The sequence below is a fragment of the Streptomyces sp. NPDC001513 genome, assembly GCF_042894695.1.
Classification (GTDB): domain Bacteria; phylum Actinomycetota; class Actinomycetes; order Streptomycetales; family Streptomycetaceae; genus Streptomyces.
Genome location: NZ_JBIAVU010000001.1, coordinates 518,252 through 538,904, shown reverse-complemented (window position 1 = coordinate 538,904; position 20,653 = coordinate 518,252). Strand labels below are relative to the sequence as shown.

18 protein-coding genes are annotated in these 20,653 nt (G+C 73.1%); 11 read left to right on the top strand and 7 right to left on the bottom strand.

All coding sequences use genetic code 11. From position 1 onward, the window contains the following. Nucleotides 1-12 precede the first annotated feature (12 nt). Nucleotides 13-927, top strand: coding sequence for an oxygenase MpaB family protein (locus ACFYZ4_RS02580; RefSeq protein ID WP_390782771.1), 915 nt, complete (start codon nt 13-15; stop codon nt 925-927). 51 nt (nt 928-978) lie between these two features. Here the strand turns inward: ACFYZ4_RS02580 and ACFYZ4_RS02575 are convergent, their stop codons facing one another. Further along, nucleotides 979-1,578, bottom strand: a complete 600-nt coding sequence (locus ACFYZ4_RS02575) for a methyltransferase domain-containing protein (protein WP_351584287.1) — start codon at nt 1,576-1,578, stop codon at nt 979-981. A 177-nt stretch (nt 1,579-1,755) separates the two neighbouring features. Here ACFYZ4_RS02575 and ACFYZ4_RS02570 point away from each other — a divergent pair, with 177 nt between their 5' ends. From ACFYZ4_RS02570 to ACFYZ4_RS02550, 5 genes are all read left to right on the top strand, one after another. Beyond that, nucleotides 1,756-2,538 carry an MHYT domain-containing protein gene (locus tag ACFYZ4_RS02570; RefSeq protein WP_351286968.1) on the top strand — a complete coding sequence of 261 codons (783 nt, stop codon included), beginning with the start codon at nt 1,756-1,758 and terminating at the stop codon, nt 2,536-2,538. A 160-nt stretch (nt 2,539-2,698) separates the two neighbouring features. Then, entirely contained in the window at nt 2,699-5,308 is a 2,610-nt protein-coding gene (locus tag ACFYZ4_RS02565) for a nitrate- and nitrite sensing domain-containing protein (protein WP_390782770.1), read from the top strand. Continuing rightward, nucleotides 5,308-5,751, top strand: coding sequence for a roadblock/LC7 domain-containing protein (locus tag ACFYZ4_RS02560; RefSeq protein WP_351286936.1), 444 nt, complete (start codon nt 5,308-5,310; stop codon nt 5,749-5,751). Before ACFYZ4_RS02565 ends, ACFYZ4_RS02560 begins: the two co-directional genes overlap by 1 nt. After that, a complete protein-coding gene (locus ACFYZ4_RS02555) occupies nt 5,748-6,149 on the top strand; it encodes a DUF742 domain-containing protein (RefSeq protein WP_351286966.1) in 402 nt (133 codons plus the stop codon). Before ACFYZ4_RS02560 ends, ACFYZ4_RS02555 begins: the two co-directional genes overlap by 4 nt. A 65-nt stretch (nt 6,150-6,214) precedes the next feature. Next, nucleotides 6,215-6,856 (top strand): ATP/GTP-binding protein, encoded by a 642-nt coding sequence (locus tag ACFYZ4_RS02550; protein WP_351286935.1) that lies wholly within the window; start codon nt 6,215-6,217, stop codon nt 6,854-6,856. A 46-nt stretch (nt 6,857-6,902) separates the two neighbouring features. On the opposite strand, the gene ACFYZ4_RS02545 is transcribed toward ACFYZ4_RS02550, so the two are convergent. Further along, nucleotides 6,903-7,340 (bottom strand): PPOX class F420-dependent oxidoreductase, encoded by a 438-nt coding sequence (locus tag ACFYZ4_RS02545; RefSeq protein ID WP_351286933.1) that lies wholly within the window; start codon nt 7,338-7,340, stop codon nt 6,903-6,905. A 106-nt stretch (nt 7,341-7,446) separates the two neighbouring features. Here ACFYZ4_RS02545 and ACFYZ4_RS02540 point away from each other — a divergent pair, with 106 nt between their 5' ends. Both ACFYZ4_RS02540 and ACFYZ4_RS02535 read left to right on the top strand, forming a co-directional pair. Further along, nucleotides 7,447-7,845 (top strand): roadblock/LC7 domain-containing protein, encoded by a 399-nt coding sequence (locus ACFYZ4_RS02540; protein WP_351286932.1) that lies wholly within the window; start codon nt 7,447-7,449, stop codon nt 7,843-7,845. 111 nt (nt 7,846-7,956) lie between these two features. After that, nucleotides 7,957-8,820: a DUF6397 family protein gene (locus tag ACFYZ4_RS02535; protein ID WP_351286930.1), complete on the top strand. Its 864-nt coding sequence runs from the start codon at nt 7,957-7,959 to the stop codon at nt 8,818-8,820. Here ACFYZ4_RS02535 and ACFYZ4_RS02530 read toward each other — a convergent pair. Genes ACFYZ4_RS02530 through ACFYZ4_RS02520 form a run of 3 tightly spaced genes read right to left on the bottom strand, consistent with a single transcriptional unit; the run spans nt 8,784 to nt 12,683 of the window. Beyond that, nucleotides 8,784-9,185, bottom strand: coding sequence for a YchJ family metal-binding protein (locus ACFYZ4_RS02530; RefSeq protein WP_351286928.1), 402 nt, complete (start codon nt 9,183-9,185; stop codon nt 8,784-8,786). The genes ACFYZ4_RS02535 and ACFYZ4_RS02530 overlap by 37 nt on opposite strands. Nucleotides 9,186-9,193: 8 nt before the next feature. Then, on the bottom strand, nt 9,194-10,108 hold the full coding sequence (locus ACFYZ4_RS02525) for an acyl-CoA thioesterase II (protein ID WP_351286927.1): 915 nt from the start codon (nt 10,106-10,108) through the stop codon (nt 9,194-9,196). Nucleotides 10,109-10,160: 52 nt separating this feature from the next. Further along, nucleotides 10,161-12,683, bottom strand: a complete 2,523-nt coding sequence (locus ACFYZ4_RS02520; protein WP_351286925.1) for a DUF3516 domain-containing protein — start codon at nt 12,681-12,683, stop codon at nt 10,161-10,163. Between the two features lie 145 nt (nt 12,684-12,828). Here ACFYZ4_RS02520 and ACFYZ4_RS02515 point away from each other — a divergent pair, with 145 nt between their 5' ends. The 3 genes from ACFYZ4_RS02515 (at nt 12,829) to ACFYZ4_RS02505 (ending at nt 16,851) form a co-directional block, all read left to right on the top strand. Next, complete coding sequence (locus ACFYZ4_RS02515) at nt 12,829-13,620, top strand: metal-dependent hydrolase (RefSeq protein WP_351286923.1); 792 nt, start codon at nt 12,829-12,831, stop codon at nt 13,618-13,620. Nucleotides 13,621-13,732: 112 nt separating this feature from the next. Further along, entirely contained in the window at nt 13,733-15,271 is a 1,539-nt protein-coding gene (locus tag ACFYZ4_RS02510; protein ID WP_351286921.1) for a carboxylesterase family protein, read from the top strand. A 173-nt stretch (nt 15,272-15,444) separates the two neighbouring features. Next, on the top strand, nt 15,445-16,851 hold the full coding sequence (locus tag ACFYZ4_RS02505) for an AMP-binding protein (protein WP_351286919.1): 1,407 nt from the start codon (nt 15,445-15,447) through the stop codon (nt 16,849-16,851). A gap of 33 nt (nt 16,852-16,884) precedes the next feature. Here ACFYZ4_RS02505 and ACFYZ4_RS02500 read toward each other — a convergent pair whose 3' ends face one another. Next, nucleotides 16,885-18,666, bottom strand: coding sequence for an ABC transporter ATP-binding protein (locus ACFYZ4_RS02500; protein ID WP_351286917.1), 1,782 nt, complete (start codon nt 18,664-18,666; stop codon nt 16,885-16,887). Continuing rightward, nucleotides 18,663-20,540, bottom strand: a complete 1,878-nt coding sequence (locus tag ACFYZ4_RS02495; protein ID WP_351286916.1) for an ABC transporter ATP-binding protein — start codon at nt 20,538-20,540, stop codon at nt 18,663-18,665. Before ACFYZ4_RS02495 ends, ACFYZ4_RS02500 begins: the two co-directional genes overlap by 4 nt. Nucleotides 20,541-20,653 lie beyond the last annotated feature (113 nt).

Sequence of the window (20,653 nt, the reverse complement as noted above, 5' to 3'; positions counted from 1 at the left end):
AAGGGACACCCGGTGCAGCGTTACGACCGGCTGAGGGAAATCCTCCGTCTCGACCCCGACAAGGACTTCCTCGCCATCTACCGGCTCACCGCCACCTACGAGTTCCCCTGGGACTTCGCCCGGGCCCTGGAACTCGCCCTCTTCCGGACATATGCCGTGCCCAGCATCGGCGGTCTGCTGGCCGAGACCGCCGAGTTCACCGACCGGCCGCAGAAGCGCTACGACGACACGGCGCTGCTCCTCGACGCGGTCGTCGAGCACGGCTTCGAGAGCGACACCGCGCGCACCGCGATCCGCCGTGTCAACCAGATGCACCGCAGCTACGACATCTCCAACGAGGACATGCGCTACGTCCTGTGCACCTTCGTGGTGATCCCGACGCGCTGGCTCGACGCCTACGGCTGGCGCGCGCTGACCCACCACGAGCGCCGGGCCTGCGCGAACTACTACGCCACCCTCGGCCGCCACCTGGGCATCACGGACATCCCGGACTCCTACGAGGAGTTCGAGGACGCCCTGAACGCCTACGAGGAGGCCCACTTCGGCTGGGACGAGGGTGCCCGCAAGGTCGCCGACTCCACGCTCGACCTGATGGCCTCCTGGTACCCGGCGCCGCTCGCCCCCGCCGTGCGCCGCGCGAGCCTCGCCCTCCTCGACGAGCCGCTGCTGGGCGCCTTCCGGTACGAGGCCCCGCGCCCCCGCGTCCGGCGGCTGGTCCGCGGCGCCCTGCGGCTGCGCGGCCGCGCGGTGCGACTGCTGCCCCCGCGCCGGGACCCGCACTACGCCCGCCAGAACCCGGAGATCAAGGGCTACCCCGACGGTTACGACGTCGGTGAGCTCGGGACGTTCCCGGTGCCGGGCTCGGGCGGCTGCCCCGTTCCGCACCCCCGCCGGCCCGCCGGAGCGGAGGCACAGCCTCCGGCCTGATCCCGGGGGCGTTCGCGGATCCCGGGCGCGACGGCGACGTACGCACGCATGTCACGGGTGGTGGACGGCCAGCACCAGGAAGCGGTCGTCCTCGTCGGCGTACGAGGTCATCTCCCAGCCCGAACCCGCCAGCAGCGGGCCGAGGTTGTGCTCGGCCCGCATGTCCTCCGGGGTCAGCTCGCGGCCGTGGCGAGCGGCGAGGGCCGCTCGCCCGATCGGGTGAAAGAGTGCGAGCCGGCCGCCGGGGCGGACCACCCGGGCGAGCTCGCGCAGGTTCGCCCCGGGGTCGGGCAGGTGGGCGATCAGCCCGGCGGCGAACACCGCGTCCAGCGCCCCGTCGCGCAGCGGCAGCCGGGCCACGTCCGCGAGCAGCAGGGCGCCCTCTGCACCCCGCCCGGCCCGCTGCGCGGCGGCCAGCATCTGCGGGGTGAGGTCGGCGCCGAGCACCGTTCCGGCGGGTCCCACGGCGGCCCGCAGCGCGGTCATGGCCCGGCCGGTGCCGCAGCCCGCGTCGAGCACGCGGTCCCCGGGCCGCAGCCCGAACTCGGCCACGGCGGTGGTGAACGCGGGCCCGTCGCCGGGGAACTTGCGGTCCCAGTCGGCGGCGCGCGCCCCGAAGAACTCCTGCACGTGTGTGTGGTCTTCGCTCATGCGCCCATGATCCCGCACCGGCGTGCGCCCGCGTGCCTGCGGACCGTGCGCAAGGTGGCACGTGGTGTGATCGAAGAAGAACGTAGCTCTGTCATATTCCAGCAGTTCCAGCGTCTTTCGAAATGCGCCCCCTGTTCGCGCTCTCACCCGGACTAGCGTCCGTTGGCCATGGGACACCTGGGACATCTGGACCACGCCGCCTACGGGTGGCTCACACCCGTGCTGTCATACGTGATGGCATCGATCGGCGCCGCCCTCGGGCTGCGCTGCACCGTCCGCGCGCTCGCCGCGACGGGCGCCTCCCGCCGCAACTGGCTCCTCACCGCGGCCTCCGCCATCGGCACCGGCATCTGGACGATGCACTTCGTCGCGATGCTCGGCTTCGAGGTCAACGGCACCGAGATCCACTACAACGTGCCGCTCACCATCCTCAGCCTGCTCGTCGCCATGCTGGTCGTCGGCGCCGGGGTCTTCGCCGTCGGCTACGGCAAGGAGCGCGGCCGCTCGCTCGTCCTGGGCGGTCTCACCACCGGACTGGGCGTCGCCAGCATGCACTACCTGGGCATGGCGGCCCTGCGCCTGCACGGCGAGGTCTCCTACGATCCGCTCACCGTGGGCCTGTCCGTCGCCATCGCCGTGATCGCGGCCACCGCGGCCCTGTGGGCCGCGCTCAACATCAAGTCGCCGGTGGCCGTCGCCGTCGCCTCGCTCGTCATGGGCGCCGCGGTCAGCAGCATGCACTACACCGGGATGATGGCCGTCGCGGTCAGCGTCAGCCCCTCGGACGCGGACCTGCCCGGCGCCACCGCCATGCAGTTCATCTTCCCGCTCGCCGTCGGCCTGGGCTCCTACCTGTTCATCACCGCCGCCTTCGTCGCGCTCTCCCCGACGGCCGACGAACGGGCCGCGTCCGCTTCGGCCGCCCGCCATCTCGGGGAGCACACCGTGACCGTGCACTGAGCCGGGCGGGCTCCCGCTACGCGCGCGCCCCACGCGCCGCGGGCCCCGGCCCGCCCCGTCGGGCCCACCGCCGCTCCACCGGCACCGAACCGCTGCCACCGCCACCGCCGTCACCACCGCCGCCACCGCACCCGTAGGCACCGCCCGGAACGAGGAGCCCATGCGCACACCCCGCAGACAACCGGAAGCAGCGGCGCCGCGGCTGCCCGCGCCCCCGGCACGCGGCCGCCGGGCCCACGCCGGGCCGCCGGCCGAGGAAGCGGCGGAGCACCGGTCCCACCAGCCCCTCCCGGGTGCTCAGGCCGCCCCGCGCGCCCGCGGGTTCCGGCTGCGGCTGCGCCCCGCCACCGTCCGCGCGAAGATCGTCTCGCTGCTGATGGTCCCTGTCGTCTCGCTCCTCGCCCTCTGGGCCTTCGCCACCGTCACCACCGCCCAGGACATCGCCCGCCTCAGCCGCATCCACCAGGCCGACGCCGAGATACGCACCCCCGTCGCCGCCGCCGTCACCGAACTCCAGGCCGAGCGGCGGGCCGCCGTCCGCCTCCTCGCCGACCCCACCGCCGACCCGGGCGCCCTGGACCAGCAGGCCCGCCGCACCGACACCGCCGTCCGGCGGCTGCGGCTCGGCGACCGCCACACCGTCGCCGACTCCGGCGACTACCGGTCCGAGATCGTGGTCCGCCTGGGCGCGTTCGTCGTCGCCGCCGAGGCCCTGGGATCGGCCCGCAAGGACATCACCGACCGCCGCGCCACCCCCGAGGCGGCCTACGAGATCTACACCCGCGTGGTCGACTCCGCCCTCGCCGTGGGCGGCGCCCTGACCGGCGGCGAGGACGCCGAACTCGGCCCCGACGCCCGGGTCCTGCTCGAATTCGCCCGCGCCGGGGAACTCCTGTCGCGGGAGGACGCCCTGCTCGCCGTACCGGGCCCGCGCAGCGCCGAAACGCTTCGGCAGCTCACCGGCGCCATCGAGATCCGCCGTGCGCTCACCGACTCCGCGGCCCGCGACCTCCCCGACGCCCAGCAGACCGCATGGGAGTCCGTCGCCAAGAGCGCCGCCTACGCCGACCTCACCGGCGCCGAGGACCGGGCACTGGCCACCGGCACCTCCAAGGACAGCCGCGGGGCGCCCGCCGGCTGGGAGGCCGCCCACACCGGCATCGGCGCCTCGATGCGGGAGATCGAGGAAGCCGCGCACGCCGCTGCCGCCGACCGGGCCGACCCGCTGGCCGAAGGGGCGCTCAGCCCGGCCGGCGCCGCCGTACTGCTGGGCCTCGCGGCCGTCGCCGCCTCGCTCGTCATCTCCGTGCGGATCGGCCGCGCGCTGGTCGTGGAACTCGTCTCGCTGCGCAACACGGCCCTGGAGATCGCCCACCGCAAACTCCCGCAGGCGATGGAACGGCTGCGCGCCGGCGAGGACATCGACGTCACCGTCGAGGCCCCGCCCGGGCCGCCCGCCGACGACGAGATCACCCAGGTCGGCGAGGCGCTCGACACCGTCCACCGGGCCGCGCTGAGCGCGGCCGTCGAGCGGGCGGAGCTGGCCAGCGGGGTCTCCGGCGTCTTCGTCAACCTCGCCCGCCGCAGCCAGGTCCTCGTGCACAAGCAGCTCACCCTGCTCGACTCGATGGAACGGCGCGCCGACGACCCGAACGAGCTCGGCGACCTCTTCCGCCTCGACCACCTCACCACCCGGATGCGCCGGCACGCCGAAAGTCTGATCATCCTGTCGGGTGCGGCCCCTGGGCGCGCCTGGCGGATGCCCGTCCCCCTCACGAACGTCGTACGGGCCGCGGTCTCCGAGATCGAGGAGTACCCGCGCATCGAGGTCCGCCAGCTCGCCGAGGCCGCCGTGGTCGGGGGCGCCGTCGCCGACCTCACCCACCTGCTCGCCGAACTCATCGAGAACGCCGCACAGTTCTCCCCTCCGCACACCAAGGTCCGGGTCAGCGGCGAACCCGTCGGCGCCGGCTACGTCCTGGAGGTCGAGGACCGCGGGCTCGGCATGGGTCGCGAATCCCTCGGCGACGCCAACCGGCGCATCGAGCAGTCCGAGGCGCTCGACCTCTTCGACAGCGACAGGCTCGGGCTCTTCGTGGTCAGCCGCCTCGCCGCCCGCCACGGAGTGAAGGTGCACCTGCGGACATCGCCCTACGGCGGCACCACCGCGGTGGTGCTGCTGCCGAACTCGATGCTCCAGGGCGCCCTCCCGGTCGGCACCCCCGGGTCCGGGAACGCCAGCGCCTCGGCCGCAGCTCCCGGCACCGGCGCCGGCACCGTCCCCGGCCGCGAGCGGTCGGCCGCGGCACCGCCACCGGAGTCGCCGGCGCAGGCGGAGCCGCCGCCCGCCATGACCGTCGTACGGGAGGACGCGCGCGGCCCGGTGGTACGGGAGGACGCGCGTGGCATCCCGGCCGCGGAGCGGACCTCCGCACCCGAGGAGCAGCGTCCGGCCCCGGTGGCATCGCTGCGGCCGCGCGCTCCCGGCGGCGCGGCCGCCCGTACCCAGGCGGCCTCGACCCCCTCCGCGACCACGTCGGCCCCTTCGGCCTCGGTCACGGAGCTGCCGCGGCGGGTGCGCCAGGCCAGCCTCGTCCCCCAACTCCGTGAGGCACCCGCCCCGAAGGACCCGGCCGGGGTCCGCCTCCCCGAGGACCCGCCGGGCCGCAGTCCGGAGCAGGCCCGCGACCGGATGGCGGCGTACCGGGCCGGCTGGGTCCGCGGCGCCCAGGAGAACTCCCCCCACGCAGGCAGCGAAGGAGAAGTGTGATGATCGAACACCAGAGGATCGACCTCGACGGCGTGCGCAGGTCCGGCGAACTGGACTGGCTGCTGGACGACATGGTGCGCCGGGTCCGAGAGGTCCGGCACGCCGTGGTCCTCTCCAACGACGGGCTGGCGGTCGGCGCCTCCAGCGCGCTCAGCCGGGAGGACGCCGAGCACCTGGCGGCGGTGGCCTCCGGCTTCCACAGCCTGGCCAAGGGCGCGGGCCGGCACTTCCACGCCGGGGGCGTACGTCAGACGATGGTCGAGATGGACGAGGGCTTCCTCTTCGTCGCGGCCGCCGGAGACGGGTCCTGCCTCGCCGTGCTCAGCGCCGCCAGCTCCGACATCGGACTGATCGCCTACGAGATGGCCCGGCTGGTGAAGCGGGTCGGCGAGCACCTCTACACGCCGCCCCGGTTCGCGGCGCGGCCGCCGGCCGCCGGCTGAGGGCGGCGGTCCGCCACGTGAACGGCCAGTGGTACGACGCCGAGGCAGGCCCGCTCGTCCGCCCGTACGCCATGACGGGCGGGCGTACGAGGCCGGGACCCCACGGGGTGCGCTTCGACCTGATCGCCCTGGTCGTGGTGGACCCGGAGGGCACGGACGAGGCGGCCGAGTCGTTGCTCGGCCCCGAACACCGGGCGTTGCTCGGACTCTGCCGGTCCGAGACCCAGTCGGTGGCGGAGCTCGCCGCCGACGCCGACCTGCCCGTGGGGGTGGTGCGGGTCCTCCTCGGGGACCTGCTGGAGGGCGGGCACGTCAAGGTGAGCCGGCCGGTGCCGCCCGCGCAGCTGCCGGACGAGCGGATTCTGCGTGAAGTCATCGAGGGATTGCGAGCGCTTTGATGGGACAGCATGACAACGGACCTGCCGGACCGGTCCCGGGCCCGGACGCTGGTGCGGACGTGGACATGGACACGGACATCGGCATCGACATGGATCCCGGCCCCGGGGAGGACGACGAACTGGCTTCGCTCGCGCTGAAGATCCTCGTGGCGGGCGGCTTCGGCGTCGGCAAGACCACGCTGGTGGGGGCGGTGAGCGAGATCCGGCCGCTGCGGACGGAGGAGCTGCTGAGCGAGGCGGGCGAACTGGTCGACGACACGGGCGGCGTGGCCCAGAAGACGACGACGACCGTGGCCATGGACTTCGGGCGGATCACCATCCGGTCCGGGCTGTCGCTGTACCTGTTCGGCACCCCGGGGCAGGACCGGTTCTGGTTCCTGTGGGACGAGCTGTCGCAGGGTGCGCTCGGCGCGGTGGTGCTCGCCGACACGCGGAGGCTGGAGGACTGCTTCCCGGCGGTCGACTACTTCGAGCACCGGCGCATCCCCTTCGTGGTGGCCGTCAACTGCTTCACGGACGCGCGGCGCTACGGGGCGCACGACGTGTCGCGGGCGCTGGACCTGGACCAGGGGACGCCGGTGGTGCTGTGTGACGCGCGGGACAAGGACTCGGGGAAGGAAGTGCTGATCAGGCTGGTCGAGTACGCCGGGCGGGTGCACACCGCCCGGCTGCTCGACTCGGTGGAGCCGCAGGCCGATTCCGTGTGAACGGGGTCCGTGCGAACCGGCCGGCCGCTCCACCCGTGGGGACCGGTCAGTCCGCGATGGCGGCGAGGGCGATCACCTTGTCGATCGGGACCCGGACGAGGAGTTCGCTCGGGACGGCATTGCGGCGGCCGAAGGACTCGGCGCGCTCCTCGCCCATGTAGCGGGCACCGATCCGCGTCGCCCAGGTGAGCAACTCGTCCGCGCCGTCGGCGTATCCGCTGATCTCGGCGCGCCCCTGGAGCACGACGTACGAGAAGGGCGGCTGGTCGTCGTCCACGCAGAGCGCGACCCGGCCGTCACGGGCCAGGTTGCGCCCCTTGACCGTGTCCTTGCCGGTGTTGAACACGAAGGAATCGCCGTCGAGCACGAACCAGATGGGAGCGATGTGCGGGCTCCCGTCCTCGCGGACGGTGGAGAGCTTTCCGGTGCGGGTGGAGTGGGAGACGAACGCCCGCCATTCCTCTTGAGTCATCTTCTTCGCCATGGGGACATCCTCCTTGCCCGAAAGGCGCTGGTGGGGAAGGCTTGCGGCACAAGTACGAGGGGTGGGGCGCGGCCGGGTCGGCCACGTCAACGGGGAGGGGCTGGGAATGGCACTGGACAAGCAACTGGACTGGCTGCTGGACGACCTGACGCGCAGGGTGCAGCAGGTGCGGCATGCGGTGGTGCTGTCCAACGACGGCCTGGTGACGGGGGCGAGCGCGGGACTGGCGCGGGAGGACGCCGAGCACCTGGCGGCCGTCGCGGCCGGTCTGCAGAGCCTGGCGAAGGGGTCCGGGCGGCACTTCAGGGCCGGTGAGGTCCGCCAGACGATGATCGAGTACGACGAGGGGGTCCTCTTCGTCATGACGGCGGGCGCGGGGAGCTGCCTGTGCGTGCTGAGCGCGGCCGAGGCGGACATCGGCCAGGTCGCGTACGAGATGACGTTGCTGGTCAACCGGGTGGGCGAGCATCTGGGCGTCGCGGAACGGCGCATCACCGGCGGCTGATTCCGGCGGGGTGGGGGCGCTCCGGAGAGTTATCCACAGGCGGTGCGGGTGTCATCGCGCCGAGTTACGGTCTTCACACAGAGTAATCACTGCTCGTGGGGGAGGACCGTGATGATGCAGATGGGGACCGCGCTGCGGGACGTCGATGTGGCCGTGCGCGCGGGGAGGGACGCGGCTGCCGGCGGCGATCGCGGCGACCGCGGTACTGCGGATGTGCAGGTGGGCGGCGTGCAGGCCGCGGGGGAACTGGGGCTGACCCGTGGCGAGTTCGCCAGGGCCGTCCAGCTGGGGATGGTGCGGGCGGCGCGGCCGGCCGCCGGCGGTGCCGCGCGCTACGCACGGACGGAGCTGGACCGGGCCAGGTCGGCCGCGGGCGGAGCGGACGCACTGCGCGAGCGGGTCGAGGCCGTGGCCGGAGCGGAGGCGGGGGCCGGGGTGCTGGGGATCGGCCCGAGCCGGTTCACCCGCCTCGCGCGCTGCGGGCACGTCACGCCGGTCGGCTACCGGATCAACCGGTACCGGGCCGTGGTGTGGCTCTATCTGGCCGTGGAACTACGGGCCTTCGCGGCGCGTGAGCCCGGGATGCTGCGCGGGACCGCGCCCGAGGCGGACCGGGAGCTGATGGCGGCCAAGGAGGACCTGCGCCCGCGCAGGTGGCGCGGGCGGCACGTCGGGCTGCTGCTGAGACGTACCGCCGACCCCTGGGAGCGCGCCGCCGTACTGGCCTCCGTACTCCCGGAGGAGGAGCTGTGGGCTGCCGTGCCCGACCCGGGGGAGCGGATCGTCCTGGCCGCGCTCGCACCACCTCCGCCGTTCGGGCATCCGCAGGTCCCGGCGTCCGCGGCGGTCGCGCTGCGGCTGCTGAAGGCGGGGCCTCCGGAGGAGGTCCACTGGTACCGCAGCAGCCTGGACTTCGCCCTGACGGGGGCCCGGGGTGGTCAGTCGAAGTCGACGGGGGAGAGGGGGCCGACGTAGACCCAGGCTCCGGCCTCGCGCGAGAAGCTGCTGTGCTCGTGCAGAGAGCCGGTGTGCCGGCCCTCGCGGTAGTGGGCACGGAACTCCACCGAGCCCTCCGTCTCGAACATCCCGCCGCGCTCGGTGGCGAGGATCTCCAGCCGCTCCCAGCGCTGCCCGGGGTCCAGGTCGAGATGGGCGGGACGGGTCGAGGGGTGCCAGGAGCACAGCAGGTAGGCGGTGTCGCCGACGGCGAAGGCGCTGAACCGGGAGCGCATCAGCCGCTCGGCGGTGGGTGCCTGCTGAGCACCGGAGTGGAAGCGGCCGCAGCACTCCGGGTACGCGGCGGGCAGCCCGCAGGGGCAGGGGAGGGCGGAGGTGGGCATGGGCGTGCTCAGTTCTTCGGGGCGGGCTCGGACGGCCGGGCCGGGTCGGCCGGCTTGGCGGGGTACGGACGGAAGAGGCCCTCCTGGACCACGGAGACCAGCAGCTTGCCTTCCACGTCGTAGATGCGGCCCCGGGCGAGACCGCGGCCGCCGTGCGCGATCGGTGACTCCTGGTCGTACAGGAACCACTCGTCCGCCCGGAACGGCCGGTGGAACCACATGGCGTGGTCGAGGGAGGCCATGTCGAAACCGCGCATGCCCCACAGGGGTTCCACGGGGATGCGCACGGCATCGAGGAGGGTCATGTCACTGGCGTAGGTCAGGGCGCAGGTGTGCACGAGCGGGTCGTCGCCCAGCGGGCCGACCGCGCGCATCCACACCGCGCTGCGGGGGTCGGCGCCCTTGAGCTCCTCCGGAGTCCAGCGGAGCCGGTTCACGTACCGGATGTCGAAAGGCTGGCGGCGGGCCATCCGCTCCAGCGCCTCCGGCAGCGCCCCGAGGTGCTCACGGATCTCGTCCGAGACCTTGGGGAGCGTGTCCGGGTGGGGGAAGTGGTGAGGAGGCAGCTGGTGCTCGATGCCGCCCTCCTCCGGATGATGGAAGGAGGCGGTGAGATTGAAGATCGTCTTGCCCTGCTGGACCGCGGTGACCCGGCGCGTGGTGAAGGACCGCCCGTCGCGCACCCGCTCCACCTGGTACACGATCGGCACCCCGGGGATGCCGGGGCGCAGGAAGTACGCGTGCAACGAGTGCACCGGGCGGTCGCTCTCGACGGTGCGGCCCGCCGCCACCAGCGCCTGTCCGGCGACCTGGCCGCCGAAGACGCGCTGGAGGGACTCCTGGGGGCTGGCGCCGCGGAAGATGTTGACCTCGATCTGCTCCAGATCGAGCAGATCGACCAGTCTCTCGGCGGGGTTCGTCATCAGAGGATCTCCACTGTCGGGTCCGGGCGGGCCGGCGGAAGGCCGGAACAGGTCAGAGGGCGCCGAGCTCGCCGACCGAGGTGACCCGGATGACGGCCCGGCCCTCCTCGTCGGAGGCCGCGAGGTCGACCTCGGCGCTGATGCCCCAGCCATGGTCGCCGTTGGGGTCGGCGAAGGTCTGGCGGACGCGCCACAGGCCGTGCGCCGGGTCCTCCTCGATCTGCAGCAGCTTGGGGCCGCGCGCGTCGGGGCCGGTGCCCAGGTCGTCGTACTCGTCCCAGTACCCGTCCATGGCCTCGCCCCAGGCGTCGGCGTCCCAGCCGGCCTCGGCGTCCAGCTCGCCCAGCACGTTGACGTGGTCGAGGGCGGCCAGCTCCACCCGGCGGAACATCGCGTTGCGGACCAGGACGCGGAAGGCGCGCGCGTTCGCGGTGACCGGCTTGACCTGGTCGGCCTTCTCCTGGGCCTGCTCCGCGGTCTCCACCTCGGGGTTCGCCAGCTGCTCCCACTCGTCGAGCAGGCTGGAGTCGACCTGGCGGACCAGTTCGCCGAGCCATTCGATCAGGTCCTGGAGGTCCTCGGACTTGAGGTCGTCGGGGATGGTGTGGTCGAGCGCCTTGAACGCGCCCGCCAGGTAGCGCAGCACGATGCCCTCGGTGCGGGCCAGCTCGTAGAAGGAGGTGAACTCGGTGAAGGTCATCGCGCGTTCGTACATGTCGCGGATGATCGACTTCGGGGAGACGGGGTGGTCGCGCACCCACGGGTGGCTCTTGGCGTACACGTCGTAGGCGTGGAGGAGCAGCTCTTCGAGCGGCTTGGGATAGGTGACGTCCTGGAGCCGCTCCATCCGCTCCTCGTACTCGATGCCGTCGGCCTTCATCTGGCCGACCTGGATGCCGCGTTCCTTGTTCTGCTGGGCGGCCAGGATCTGGCGCGGGTCGTCCAGCGTGGACTCGACCACGGACACCATGTCCAGCGCGTAGGAGGGGGACTCCGGGTCCAGCAGGTCGAAGGAGGCCAGCGCGAAGGTGGACAGCGGCTGGTTGAGCGCGAAGTCCTGCTGGAGGTCGACGGTCAGCCGGATGGTGCGGCCCTCGGCGTCCGGGGTGTCGAGCTTCTCGACCACACCGCCGTCCAGCAGCGAACGGTAGATCGCGATGGCCCGGCGGATGTGCCGAATCTGGGCCTTGCGCGGCTCGTGGTTGTCCTCGAGGAGGTGGCGCATCGCCTTGAAGGCATCGCCCGGCCGGGCGATGACCGACAGCAGCATGATGTTGGTGACCTTGAAGCGCGAGGTCAGCGGCTCCGGGTCGGCGGCGATGAGCTTCTCGAAGGTGGTGTCCGACCAGGCGACGAAGCCCTCGGGAGCCTTCTTGCGCACCACCTTGCGGCGCTTCTTCGGGTCGTCGCCCGCCTTCGCGAGGGCCTTCTCGTTCTCGATGACGTGCTCGGGCGCCTGCGCGACCACGTAGCCCGCCGTGTCGAAGCCGGCCCGGCCGGCGCGGCCGGCGATCTGGTGGAACTCGCGGGCGCGCAGCGTCCGGACCCGGCTGCCGTCGTACTTGGTGAGCGCGGTGAACAGCACCGTACGGATCGGAACGTTGACGCCGACCCCGAGGGTGTCCGTACCGCAGATGACCTTCAGCAGACCGGCCTGGGCGAGCTTCTCCACCAGGCGGCGGTACTTGGGCAGCATGCCGGCGTGGTGCACGCCGATCCCGTGCCGGACGTAGCGGGAGAGGTTCTGGCCGAACTTGGTGGTGAAGCGGAAATTGCCGATCAGGTCCTGGATCTTGTCCTTCTCCTCGCGGGTGCACATGTTGATGCTCATGAGCGACTGCGCCCGCTCGACCGCCTGGGCCTGGGTGAAGTGCACGATGTAGACGGGAGCCTGCCGGGTCTCCAGCAGCTCGGTGATCGTGTCGGTGATCGGCGTGGTGACGTACTCGTAGGACAGTGGGACGGGCCGGGTCGCGGAGCGGACCACCGAGGTGGGCCGGCCGGTGCGCCGGGTCAGGTCCTCCTCGAACCGCTTCATGTCGCCGAGGGTCGCCGACATCAGGACGAACTGTGCCTGCGGCAGCTCCAGCAGCGGGATCTGCCAGGCCCAGCCGCGGTCCGGCTCGGCATAGAAGTGGAACTCGTCCATCACGACCTGGCCGATGTCGGCGTGCCTGCCGTCGCGCAGGGCGATGGAGGCCAGCACCTCGGCGGTGCAGCAGATCACCGGGGCGTCCGCGTTCACGGAGGCGTCGCCGGTCAGCATGCCGACGTTCTCGGTGCCGAAGAGCTTGCACAGGTCGAAGAACTTCTCCGACACCAGCGCCTTGATCGGAGCGGTGTAGAAGGTGACCTTGTCCTGGGCCAGGGCCGTGAAGTGCGCGCCGGCCGCGACGAGGCTCTTGCCGGAGCCGGTCGGGGTGGACAGGATCACGTTCGCCCCGGAGACGACCTCGATCAGTGCCTCCTCCTGAGCCGGGTACAGGGTGATGCCCTGGTCCTCCGCCCACGAGGAGAAAGCCTCGAAGAGGGCGTCGGGGTCGGCGTTCGGCGGGAGCTGATCAATGAGGGTCACACCCCCCATCTTGCCTGGCTTCCCCCCGGATCAGGGAACCGGCGGACGGGAGGAAGATCATCGACGGTACGCTGTGCCGTCGATGAGGCCCGAACGAAACAGTCGACGGGGCCCGACCACAACACCAGCGGGGCGGGAAACGACCATGATGGGTCCGGCGCACTCACTGTCCGGGGCAGCGGCCTGGCTGGGGGTGGGCGCGGCGACCGCGGCAGCCGGACACCCCATGCCGTGGCCGGTCCTCGTCGTCGGCGCGCTCATCTGCGCCGGGGCGGCCCTGGCCCCCGACCTCGACCACAAGTCGGCGACGATCTCGCGCGCCTTCGGTCCGCTCTCCCGGGGCCTGTGCGAGGTGGTCGACAAGATCTCCTACGCCGTCTACAAGTCCACCCGCTCCAAGAAGGACGCCCGCCGCACCGGCGGACACCGCACCCTGACGCACACGTGGCTCTGGGCCGTCCTGATCGGCGGCGGCGCCTCCGTGCTCGCCGTCACCGCCGACCGCTGGGGCGTGCTCGCCCTGCTCTTCGTGCACCTCGTGCTGGCGGTCGAAGGCCTGCTGTGGCGCGCGGCCCGGATGTCCAGCGACGTCCTGGTCTGGCTGCTCGGCGCGACCAGCGCGTGGATCCTGGCCGGGGTGCTCGACCAGCCCGGCAACGGCGCGAACTGGCTGTTCACCGGCCCGGGCCAGGAGTACCTCTGGCTCGGCCTGCCGATCGTCCTGGGCGCCCTGGTCCACGACATCGGCGACGCGCTGACCGTCTCCGGCTGCCCGGTCCTGTGGCCCCTCCCGATCGCAGGCAAGCGCTGGTACCCGATCGGCCCGCCGAAGATGATGCGCTTCCGCGCCGGCAGCTGGGTGGAGCTCAAGGTCCTCATGCCGGTCTTCGTCCTGCTGGGCGGCTTCGGCGGCGCATCGGCCCTCGGGTTCATCTAGCCCCCTTTCAGCCCCCTTCCGGCCGGCGCCGGCAGCCCCTTAAATCACTGGCGCGCTTCGGGTGGCAGCGGGATGATCCGGATCGTCCGGGCCGCCCAGTGAGGGAGCTGTGATGACCGTTGCCGTGTCCGATGCCGCCGGATCCCGGCCTGAGGTCCGCGTGGCGGGCGGGGCGCTGCGCGGCGCCCGCGAGGAGGGTGTGGCGGTCTTCCGCGGCATCCCCTTCGCCGAGCCGCCGGTCGGCCCGCTGCGGTTCGCCGCCCCGGAGCCCGTACGGGGATGGGACGGCGGGCGGCCGGCGGTGTCGTTCGGCCCGCCGCCGCCGCAGGGCGGCCACTTCGGCATGGACGCGCTGGCACGGGACGCGGCGGGCGACGACTGGCTCACGGTCAACGTGTGGTCGCCCGAGCCGGGCCCGGGCGCGGGGCTGCCGGTGATGGTGTGGATCCAGGGCGGCGCCTACTCGATCGGCATGTCGGGTCTCCCCGAGTACGACGGCGGCCGCCTGGCGCGTGACGGCGGTGTCGTCGTGGTGACGTTCAACTACCGTGTCGGTCTGGAGGGGTTCGGCCAAATCGAGGGGGCACCCGCCAACCGGGGCCTGCTGGACCAGGTCGCCGCCCTGGAATGGGTGCGCGACAACATCCGCGCCTTCGGCGGCGACCCGGGCCGCGTCACGGTCTTCGGCCAGTCGGCGGGCGCCGGATCGGTCGCCGCGCTCTCGGCGATGCCGCGTGCGGCCGGGCTCTTCCGCCGGGCCGTCGCGCAGAGCGTGCAGGGCACCTTCTTCTCGCCGGAGCTCGCCGCCGACATCACCGCCGCCTGCGCCGGCGAACTGGGGCTGCGGCCCACGCTCACCGACCTGTCCGGGGTGGACCCCGTCCGGCTGTCCGCCGCCGGTGACGCGGTCGGCGCCAAGATGGACCGGTGGGCGGACCGCTGGGGCCCGGTCGCGCACCGGGCGGTCCCGTTCTCGCCGGTCGTCGGAGACGAAACCCTGCCCGTCACGCCGTGGCAGGCCCTGGCCGGCGGCGCCGGCCGGGACATCGAGCTCCTTGTCGGCCACACCCGCGACGAAACACGGCTGCTCACCGCCCTCGACGGACTGCTCGGCCAGGTCACCGCGGAGCAGGCGGAGACCGCCCTGCACGTCTTCGGCCCGGGCCGGGACGCCGCACGCCGCTATCGCGAGGCCTTTCCGGCCGCGGGCCCGGACGAGCTGTACGAGCTGGTCGGTTCCGACTGGCTGTTCCGCATGCCGTCCCTCCACCTCGCCCTGGCCCAGACCGCCGCCGGCGGCCGGGCCCACGTCTATGAGTTGACCTGGTCGGCCCCCGGCATGGGCGGCGTCCTCGGCGCCTGCCACGGCCTCGATGTGCCCCTGGTCTTCGGCAATCTGGAGCGCGGCCAGCCCGCGGTGCTGATCGGCGAGAGCCCGTTCGCGGAGGCGGAGGAGCTGTCCGCGCGCATGCGGGCCGCCTGGACGGCCTTCGCCGCGCACGGGGACCCCGGCTGGCCCGCGTACGACAGCGGACAGCGCCTCGTGCGGCTCTTCGGCACCCTGCCGGACCTGGCCGCCTACCCGGAGGAGGCCTCCCGCAGGATCTGGCAGGACCACACCTTCCCCGCCCTGCCCCTGCTCGGTTCCTAGCCCGCAGCCTGCGAGGCCGCCGGCCCGTCGGCTCGCGACCGTTCCTGCTGGTCAGCGGCGCGCCTTGGTCATTCAGCTGATCGAATTCAGTGCCCATGGTCGGGAAAGCGCATTGTGCGCGGGGGTGTTGACGGTTTGGGTTGCCAGGGTCGGGACGGCGGGGAAGGAAGCGAATGACAGGCATGCTCGAAGGCTGTACACCCTGGCCCGAGGAGTTCGTCGACCGCTACTGGGCGGCCGGGCACTGGCGTGGCAACACGCTGGACAACCTGCTGCGCGACTGGGCCCTGCAGTACGGACCGCGGACCGCCCTCGTCCACGGAGCCACCCGCATCACCTACGCGAACCTGAACCGGCGCGTGGACCGCATGGCCGCCGGCTTCCGGCTGCGCGGCCTCCGGCCCGGGCAGCGGGTCCTCGTCCAGCTGCCGAACGTTCCCGAGTTCGTCATCACGGTCTTCGCGCTCATGCGCGCCGGGATGTTCCCCGTCCTGTGCCCGGTCGGGCACCGCGCGTCCGAGGTGTCCCCGATCGCGTGGGTCACCCAGGCCGTCGGCTACGTCGGTCCCTCGACCTACCGGGGCTTCGACCACACGGCGATGGCCTCGGACATCGCGGCCGCAGGGCCCTTCCTGCGGCGGGTGTTCCCCCTGGAAGCGCCGGGCGACTCGTCCCCGTACGGCGGCTTCACGACCGACCCGTCGGGCTGCCACTACTTCCCGCTGGGTTCCCTCGACTCCCCGCCCGACCGCCCGCTCGTGCAGCGCGCCGACCAGGTGGCGTTCCTCCTGCTCTCCGGCGCCACCGCCGAGGCGCCCGAGCTCATCGCGCGCACCCACAACGACTACGTCTACCAGGCGCGGGCCGCCGCCGAACTGGTGGCGCTCACCGGGGACGACGTGTACCTCGCCGCGCTGCCCGCCGCGTCCAACTTCGCCTTCGGCAGTCCCGGCATCGTCGGCACCCTCTCCGTCGGCGGCACCGTCGTGCTGGCCGAGGACCCGGGACCGGCGGAAAGCCTTCAGCTCATCGAGCGGGAGCGGGTCACCCTCACCTCGCTGGTGCCCGCCGTCGCCCGGCTCTGGCTCGACGCGCTTCCCACGGTCCGGGCCGACGTGAGCAGTCTGCGACTCGTGCAGATCGGAGACGGCGACGGCGACGGCGACGGGCCCCTGGACCGGGCCACCGCCGAACGGCTGGGCCCCGAACTGGGCTGCCGCCTCCAGCAGGTCTCCGGCAGGGCCGAGGGGCCGCTCACCCTCACCCGGCCCGACGACCCGGACGAGACCGTGCTCACCACGCAGGGCCGCCCGCTCTCTCCCGACGACGAGATCCGCCTCGTCGACGCCGACGGCAAGGACGTGCCCGAAGGGGAACCCGGCGAACTCCTCGCCCGGGGCCCCTACACCCCGCGGGGCTACTACCGCGCGCCCGGCCGCAACGCGCGCTCCTTCACCGCCGACGGCTACTTCCGCACCGGCGACCTCGCACGGCGCACCCCGGACGGCAACCTCGTGCTGACCGGCCGCCTCCGGGACGTCCGGCGGCGGGCCGACCACGAGGAGCCGTCCGGCCCGTGACGGGCCGGACGGCCGCGCGACCGCCGGCCCGGATCACCCGTGCCAGGACCGCCACAGCGCCGCGTACGCCCCGTCGGCCGCGACCAGCTCGTCGTGCGAGCCGAGTTCGCTGATCCGGCCGGCCTCGACCACCGCGATCACGTCCGCGTCGTGCGCGGTGTGCAGCCGGTGGGCGATGGCGATGACCGTGCGCCCGTCCAGCACCCGCGCGAGCGAACGCTCCAGGTGCCGCGCCGCACGCGGGTCCAGCAGCGAGGTGGCCTCGTCCAGCACCAGCGTGTGCGGGTCCGCCAGCACCAGCCGGGCCAGCGCGATCTGCTGCGCCTGCGCCGGGGTCAGCGCCGTACCCCCGGAACCGACCTCGGTGTCCAGACCGGCCTCCATGGCCCGCGCCCAGCCGTCCGCGTCGACCGCGCCCAGCGCCGCCCACAGTTCGGCGTCCCCGGCGCCCGTCCGCGCGAGGCGGAGGTTGTCGCGCAGCGAGCCCACGAACACGTGGTGCTCCTGGTTGACCAGTGCCACGTGCTCGCGCACCCGCTCCGCGGGCATCCGCGACAGCCGCGCCCCGCCGAGGGTGACCTCGCCGGTCCGGGGCGCGTAGATGCCCGCGAGCAGCCGTCCCAGGGTGGACTTGCCGGCGCCCGAAGGCCCGACGAGCGCCATCCGGGTGCCCGGCGGCACGGACATCGACACCTGGTGCAGGACGTCGACGCCCTCCCGGTAGCCGAAGTGGACCTCCTCGGCCCGGACGTCGCGGCCCTCGGGAGCCACCTTCGCGTCCCCGGCGTCCGGCTCGATCTCCCGTACGCCCACCAGCCGGCCCAGGGAGACCTGCGCGATCTGGAGCTCGTCGTACCAGCGCAGGATCAGACCGATCGGATCGACGAGCATCTGCGCCAGCAGCGCGCCCGTGGTCAGCTGCCCCACCGACATCCAGCCCTGCAGCACGCAGTAGCCGCCGATCATCAGCACCGAGCCGAGGATCGTCACGAAGGTGACGTTGATGACCGGGAAGAGGATCGTCCGCAGGAACAGCGTGTACCGCTCCCATGCCGTCCACTCCTTGATCCGCCGCTCCGACAGGGCGATCCGGTCCGGCCCGAGGCGGTGCGCCTCGACCGTGCGGCCCGCGTCCACCGTCTCGGTGAGCACGGCCGCGACCGCCGCGTAGCCGGCCGCTTCCGAGCGGTACGCCGACGGCGCGCGCCGGAAGTACCAGCGGCAGCCGATCACCAGCACCGGCAGCGCCACCAGCGCGGCCAGCGCCAGCGGCGGCGCGGTCACCGCGAGCGCGCCGAACAGCAGCCCGGCCCACACCACGCCGATCGCCAGCTGCGGGACGGCCTCGCGCATGGCGTTCGCCAGCCGGTCGATGTCGGTGGTGATCCGCGACAGCAGGTCACCGGTACCGGCCCGCTCCAGCACGCCCGGCGGCAGCCCCACCGACCGGACGAGGAAGTCCTCGCGCAGATCGGCCAGCGTCTCCTCGCCCAGCATCGCCCCGCGCAGCCGGACCAGCCGGACGAAGAACGTCTGGACGGCGAGCGCCAGCGCGAACAGCAGGGCCACGCGCCCCAGATGGAGCTCGCGCGCCCCCTGCGCGAGATCGTCCACGACCCGGCCCAGCAGGTACGGGCCGACCATGGAGGCGATCACCGCGACCGCGTTGACGGTCACCAGCACCACGAAGGCCCGCCGGTGGCGCCGGAACAGGCCGCGCACATAGCCCCGTACGGTCGCCGCACTGCCCACGGGCAGGGTCGCGGCCGACTCGGGGGCCGCCGGATCGTACTCCGGCGGCGCCACGCCGATCATGCGGATTCCTCGATCTCTGTGAGTGCTTCTTCCAGCTCTGTCAGTGCCAGCCGGGGGAGGGGCCGCTGTTGCTCCTCGTCCGTCTCCCGGGTGACCACGGCCCGGTACAGCGGCTCGCGGTGCAGCAGTTCGCGGTGCGTGCCGACCGCCGCCACCGTGCCCCCGTCGATGAGCACGACCCGGTCCGCGCGGTCCAGCAGCAGCGGCGAGGAGGCCAGTACCACCGTGGTGCGGCCGGCGCGCAGGGTCGCGACCCCGTCCGCGATCCGGGCCTCGGTGTGCGAGTCGACCGCGGAGGTCGGCTCGTCCAGCACCAGCACCTCCGGGTCGGTGACCAGGGACCGCGCCAGCGCGAGACGCTGACGCTGCCCGCCCGACAGCGAGCGGCCGCGCTCGGTGATCCGCGCGTCCATCGGGTCGTCGACCCCGTCCGGCGCCGACTGCAGCAGCGCGTCCAGCACGTCCGCGCACTGGGCGGCCGCCAGGGCCGCGCCGGGGTCGACCGCGCCGGAGGCCGGCACCTCGAACAGCTCCCGCAGGGTCCCGGACAGCAGCACCGGATCCTTGTCCTGTACGAGGACCAGCGTGCGCGCGGTGTCCAGCGCGAGCTCGTCCAGTGCGACGCCGCCGAGGAGCACCGACGGACCGTCGCCCGCCGCGTCGTCCTTCGCGTCGTCATCCATGGGGTGGCCGCCGAGGCGTTCGGCGAGCCGGCCCGCCAGGTCCGGGTCCCCGCACACGACGGCGGTGAACCGGCCCGCGGGAGCCAGCAGCCCGGTCTGCGGGTCGTACAGGTCCCCGCCGGCGGCCGGTGCCTCCACCGCCCCGGTCCCGGTCCCGCCCTTGCCCACGGCTTCGGCGGGACGTTCCGCGGCGTCCGTACGGGTCAGCGACAGCACCCGGGCGGCCCGCTTGGCGGAGGGGCGTGAGAAGGAATAGGCCATCGCGATCTCTTCGAAGTGCCGCAGCGGATACATCAGCGTGGCCACCGCGCTGAACGCCGCGACGAGTTCACCCACCGCGATGCGCCCGTCCACGACGAGCGTGGCGCCGTACCAGACCACCGTGATCAGCAGAGCGCCCGGGAGCAGCACCTGGATCGCGGAGATCAGCGCCCACATCCGGGCACTGCGCACGGCGGCCTTGCGGACCTCCTGCGAGGCCTCGCGGTACCGGCCGAGGAACAGCTCCTCACCGCCGATGCCGCGCAGCACGCGCAGCCCCGCCACGGTGTCGGAAGCCAGCTCGGTGGCCTTGCCCGCCTTCTCCCGCTGGATGTCGGCGCGCTTGGTGGCGCGCGGCAGCAGCGGCAGCGCGGCCAGCGCGATCAGCGGCACGCCGATGGCCACGACCACGCCCAGCTCGGGTGCGTAGAACAGCAGGCCGACGCAGACGAGCACGACGGCGAAGACGGCCGCGAGGAAGCGGGAGACCGCCTCGACGAACCAGCCGATCTTCTCGACGTCGCCCGTGGACACCGCGACCACCTCGCCCGCGGCGACCCGGCGGGTCAGGGCGGAGCCCAGTTCGGCCGTCTTGCGCGCGAGCAGCTGCTGCACGCGTGCGGCGGCGGTGATCCAGTTGGTGACGGCGGTGCGGTGGAGCATGGCGTCGCCGACCGAGATGGCGACGCCGATCAGCAGGAGCAGGGCGCCGACGAGCAGCAGCCGGTTCGCGTCGCGTTCGACGACCGCGTCGATGCCCAGTCCCACGGCGTACGGCAGCCCCGCGATGCCGGAGAAGTGCAGCATGCCCCAGCACAGGCTCTTGAGCTGTCCGCCCAGCTGACCGCGCCCCAGCCACAGGAGGAAACGGGGGCCTGAGCGAGCGTCGGGTACCCCTGGATCCGGATACGGAAGATCGCTGATCTGCATGACGCCCCATGACTGGTCGAGTGGTCCAAACCGTGCAAGGTTCGCCTTCCGGACCGGCGCGGGGCAATCGATTTTCCGTCGGCGCAGGCCTCCCGCGATGAGGTCTGCGGGCT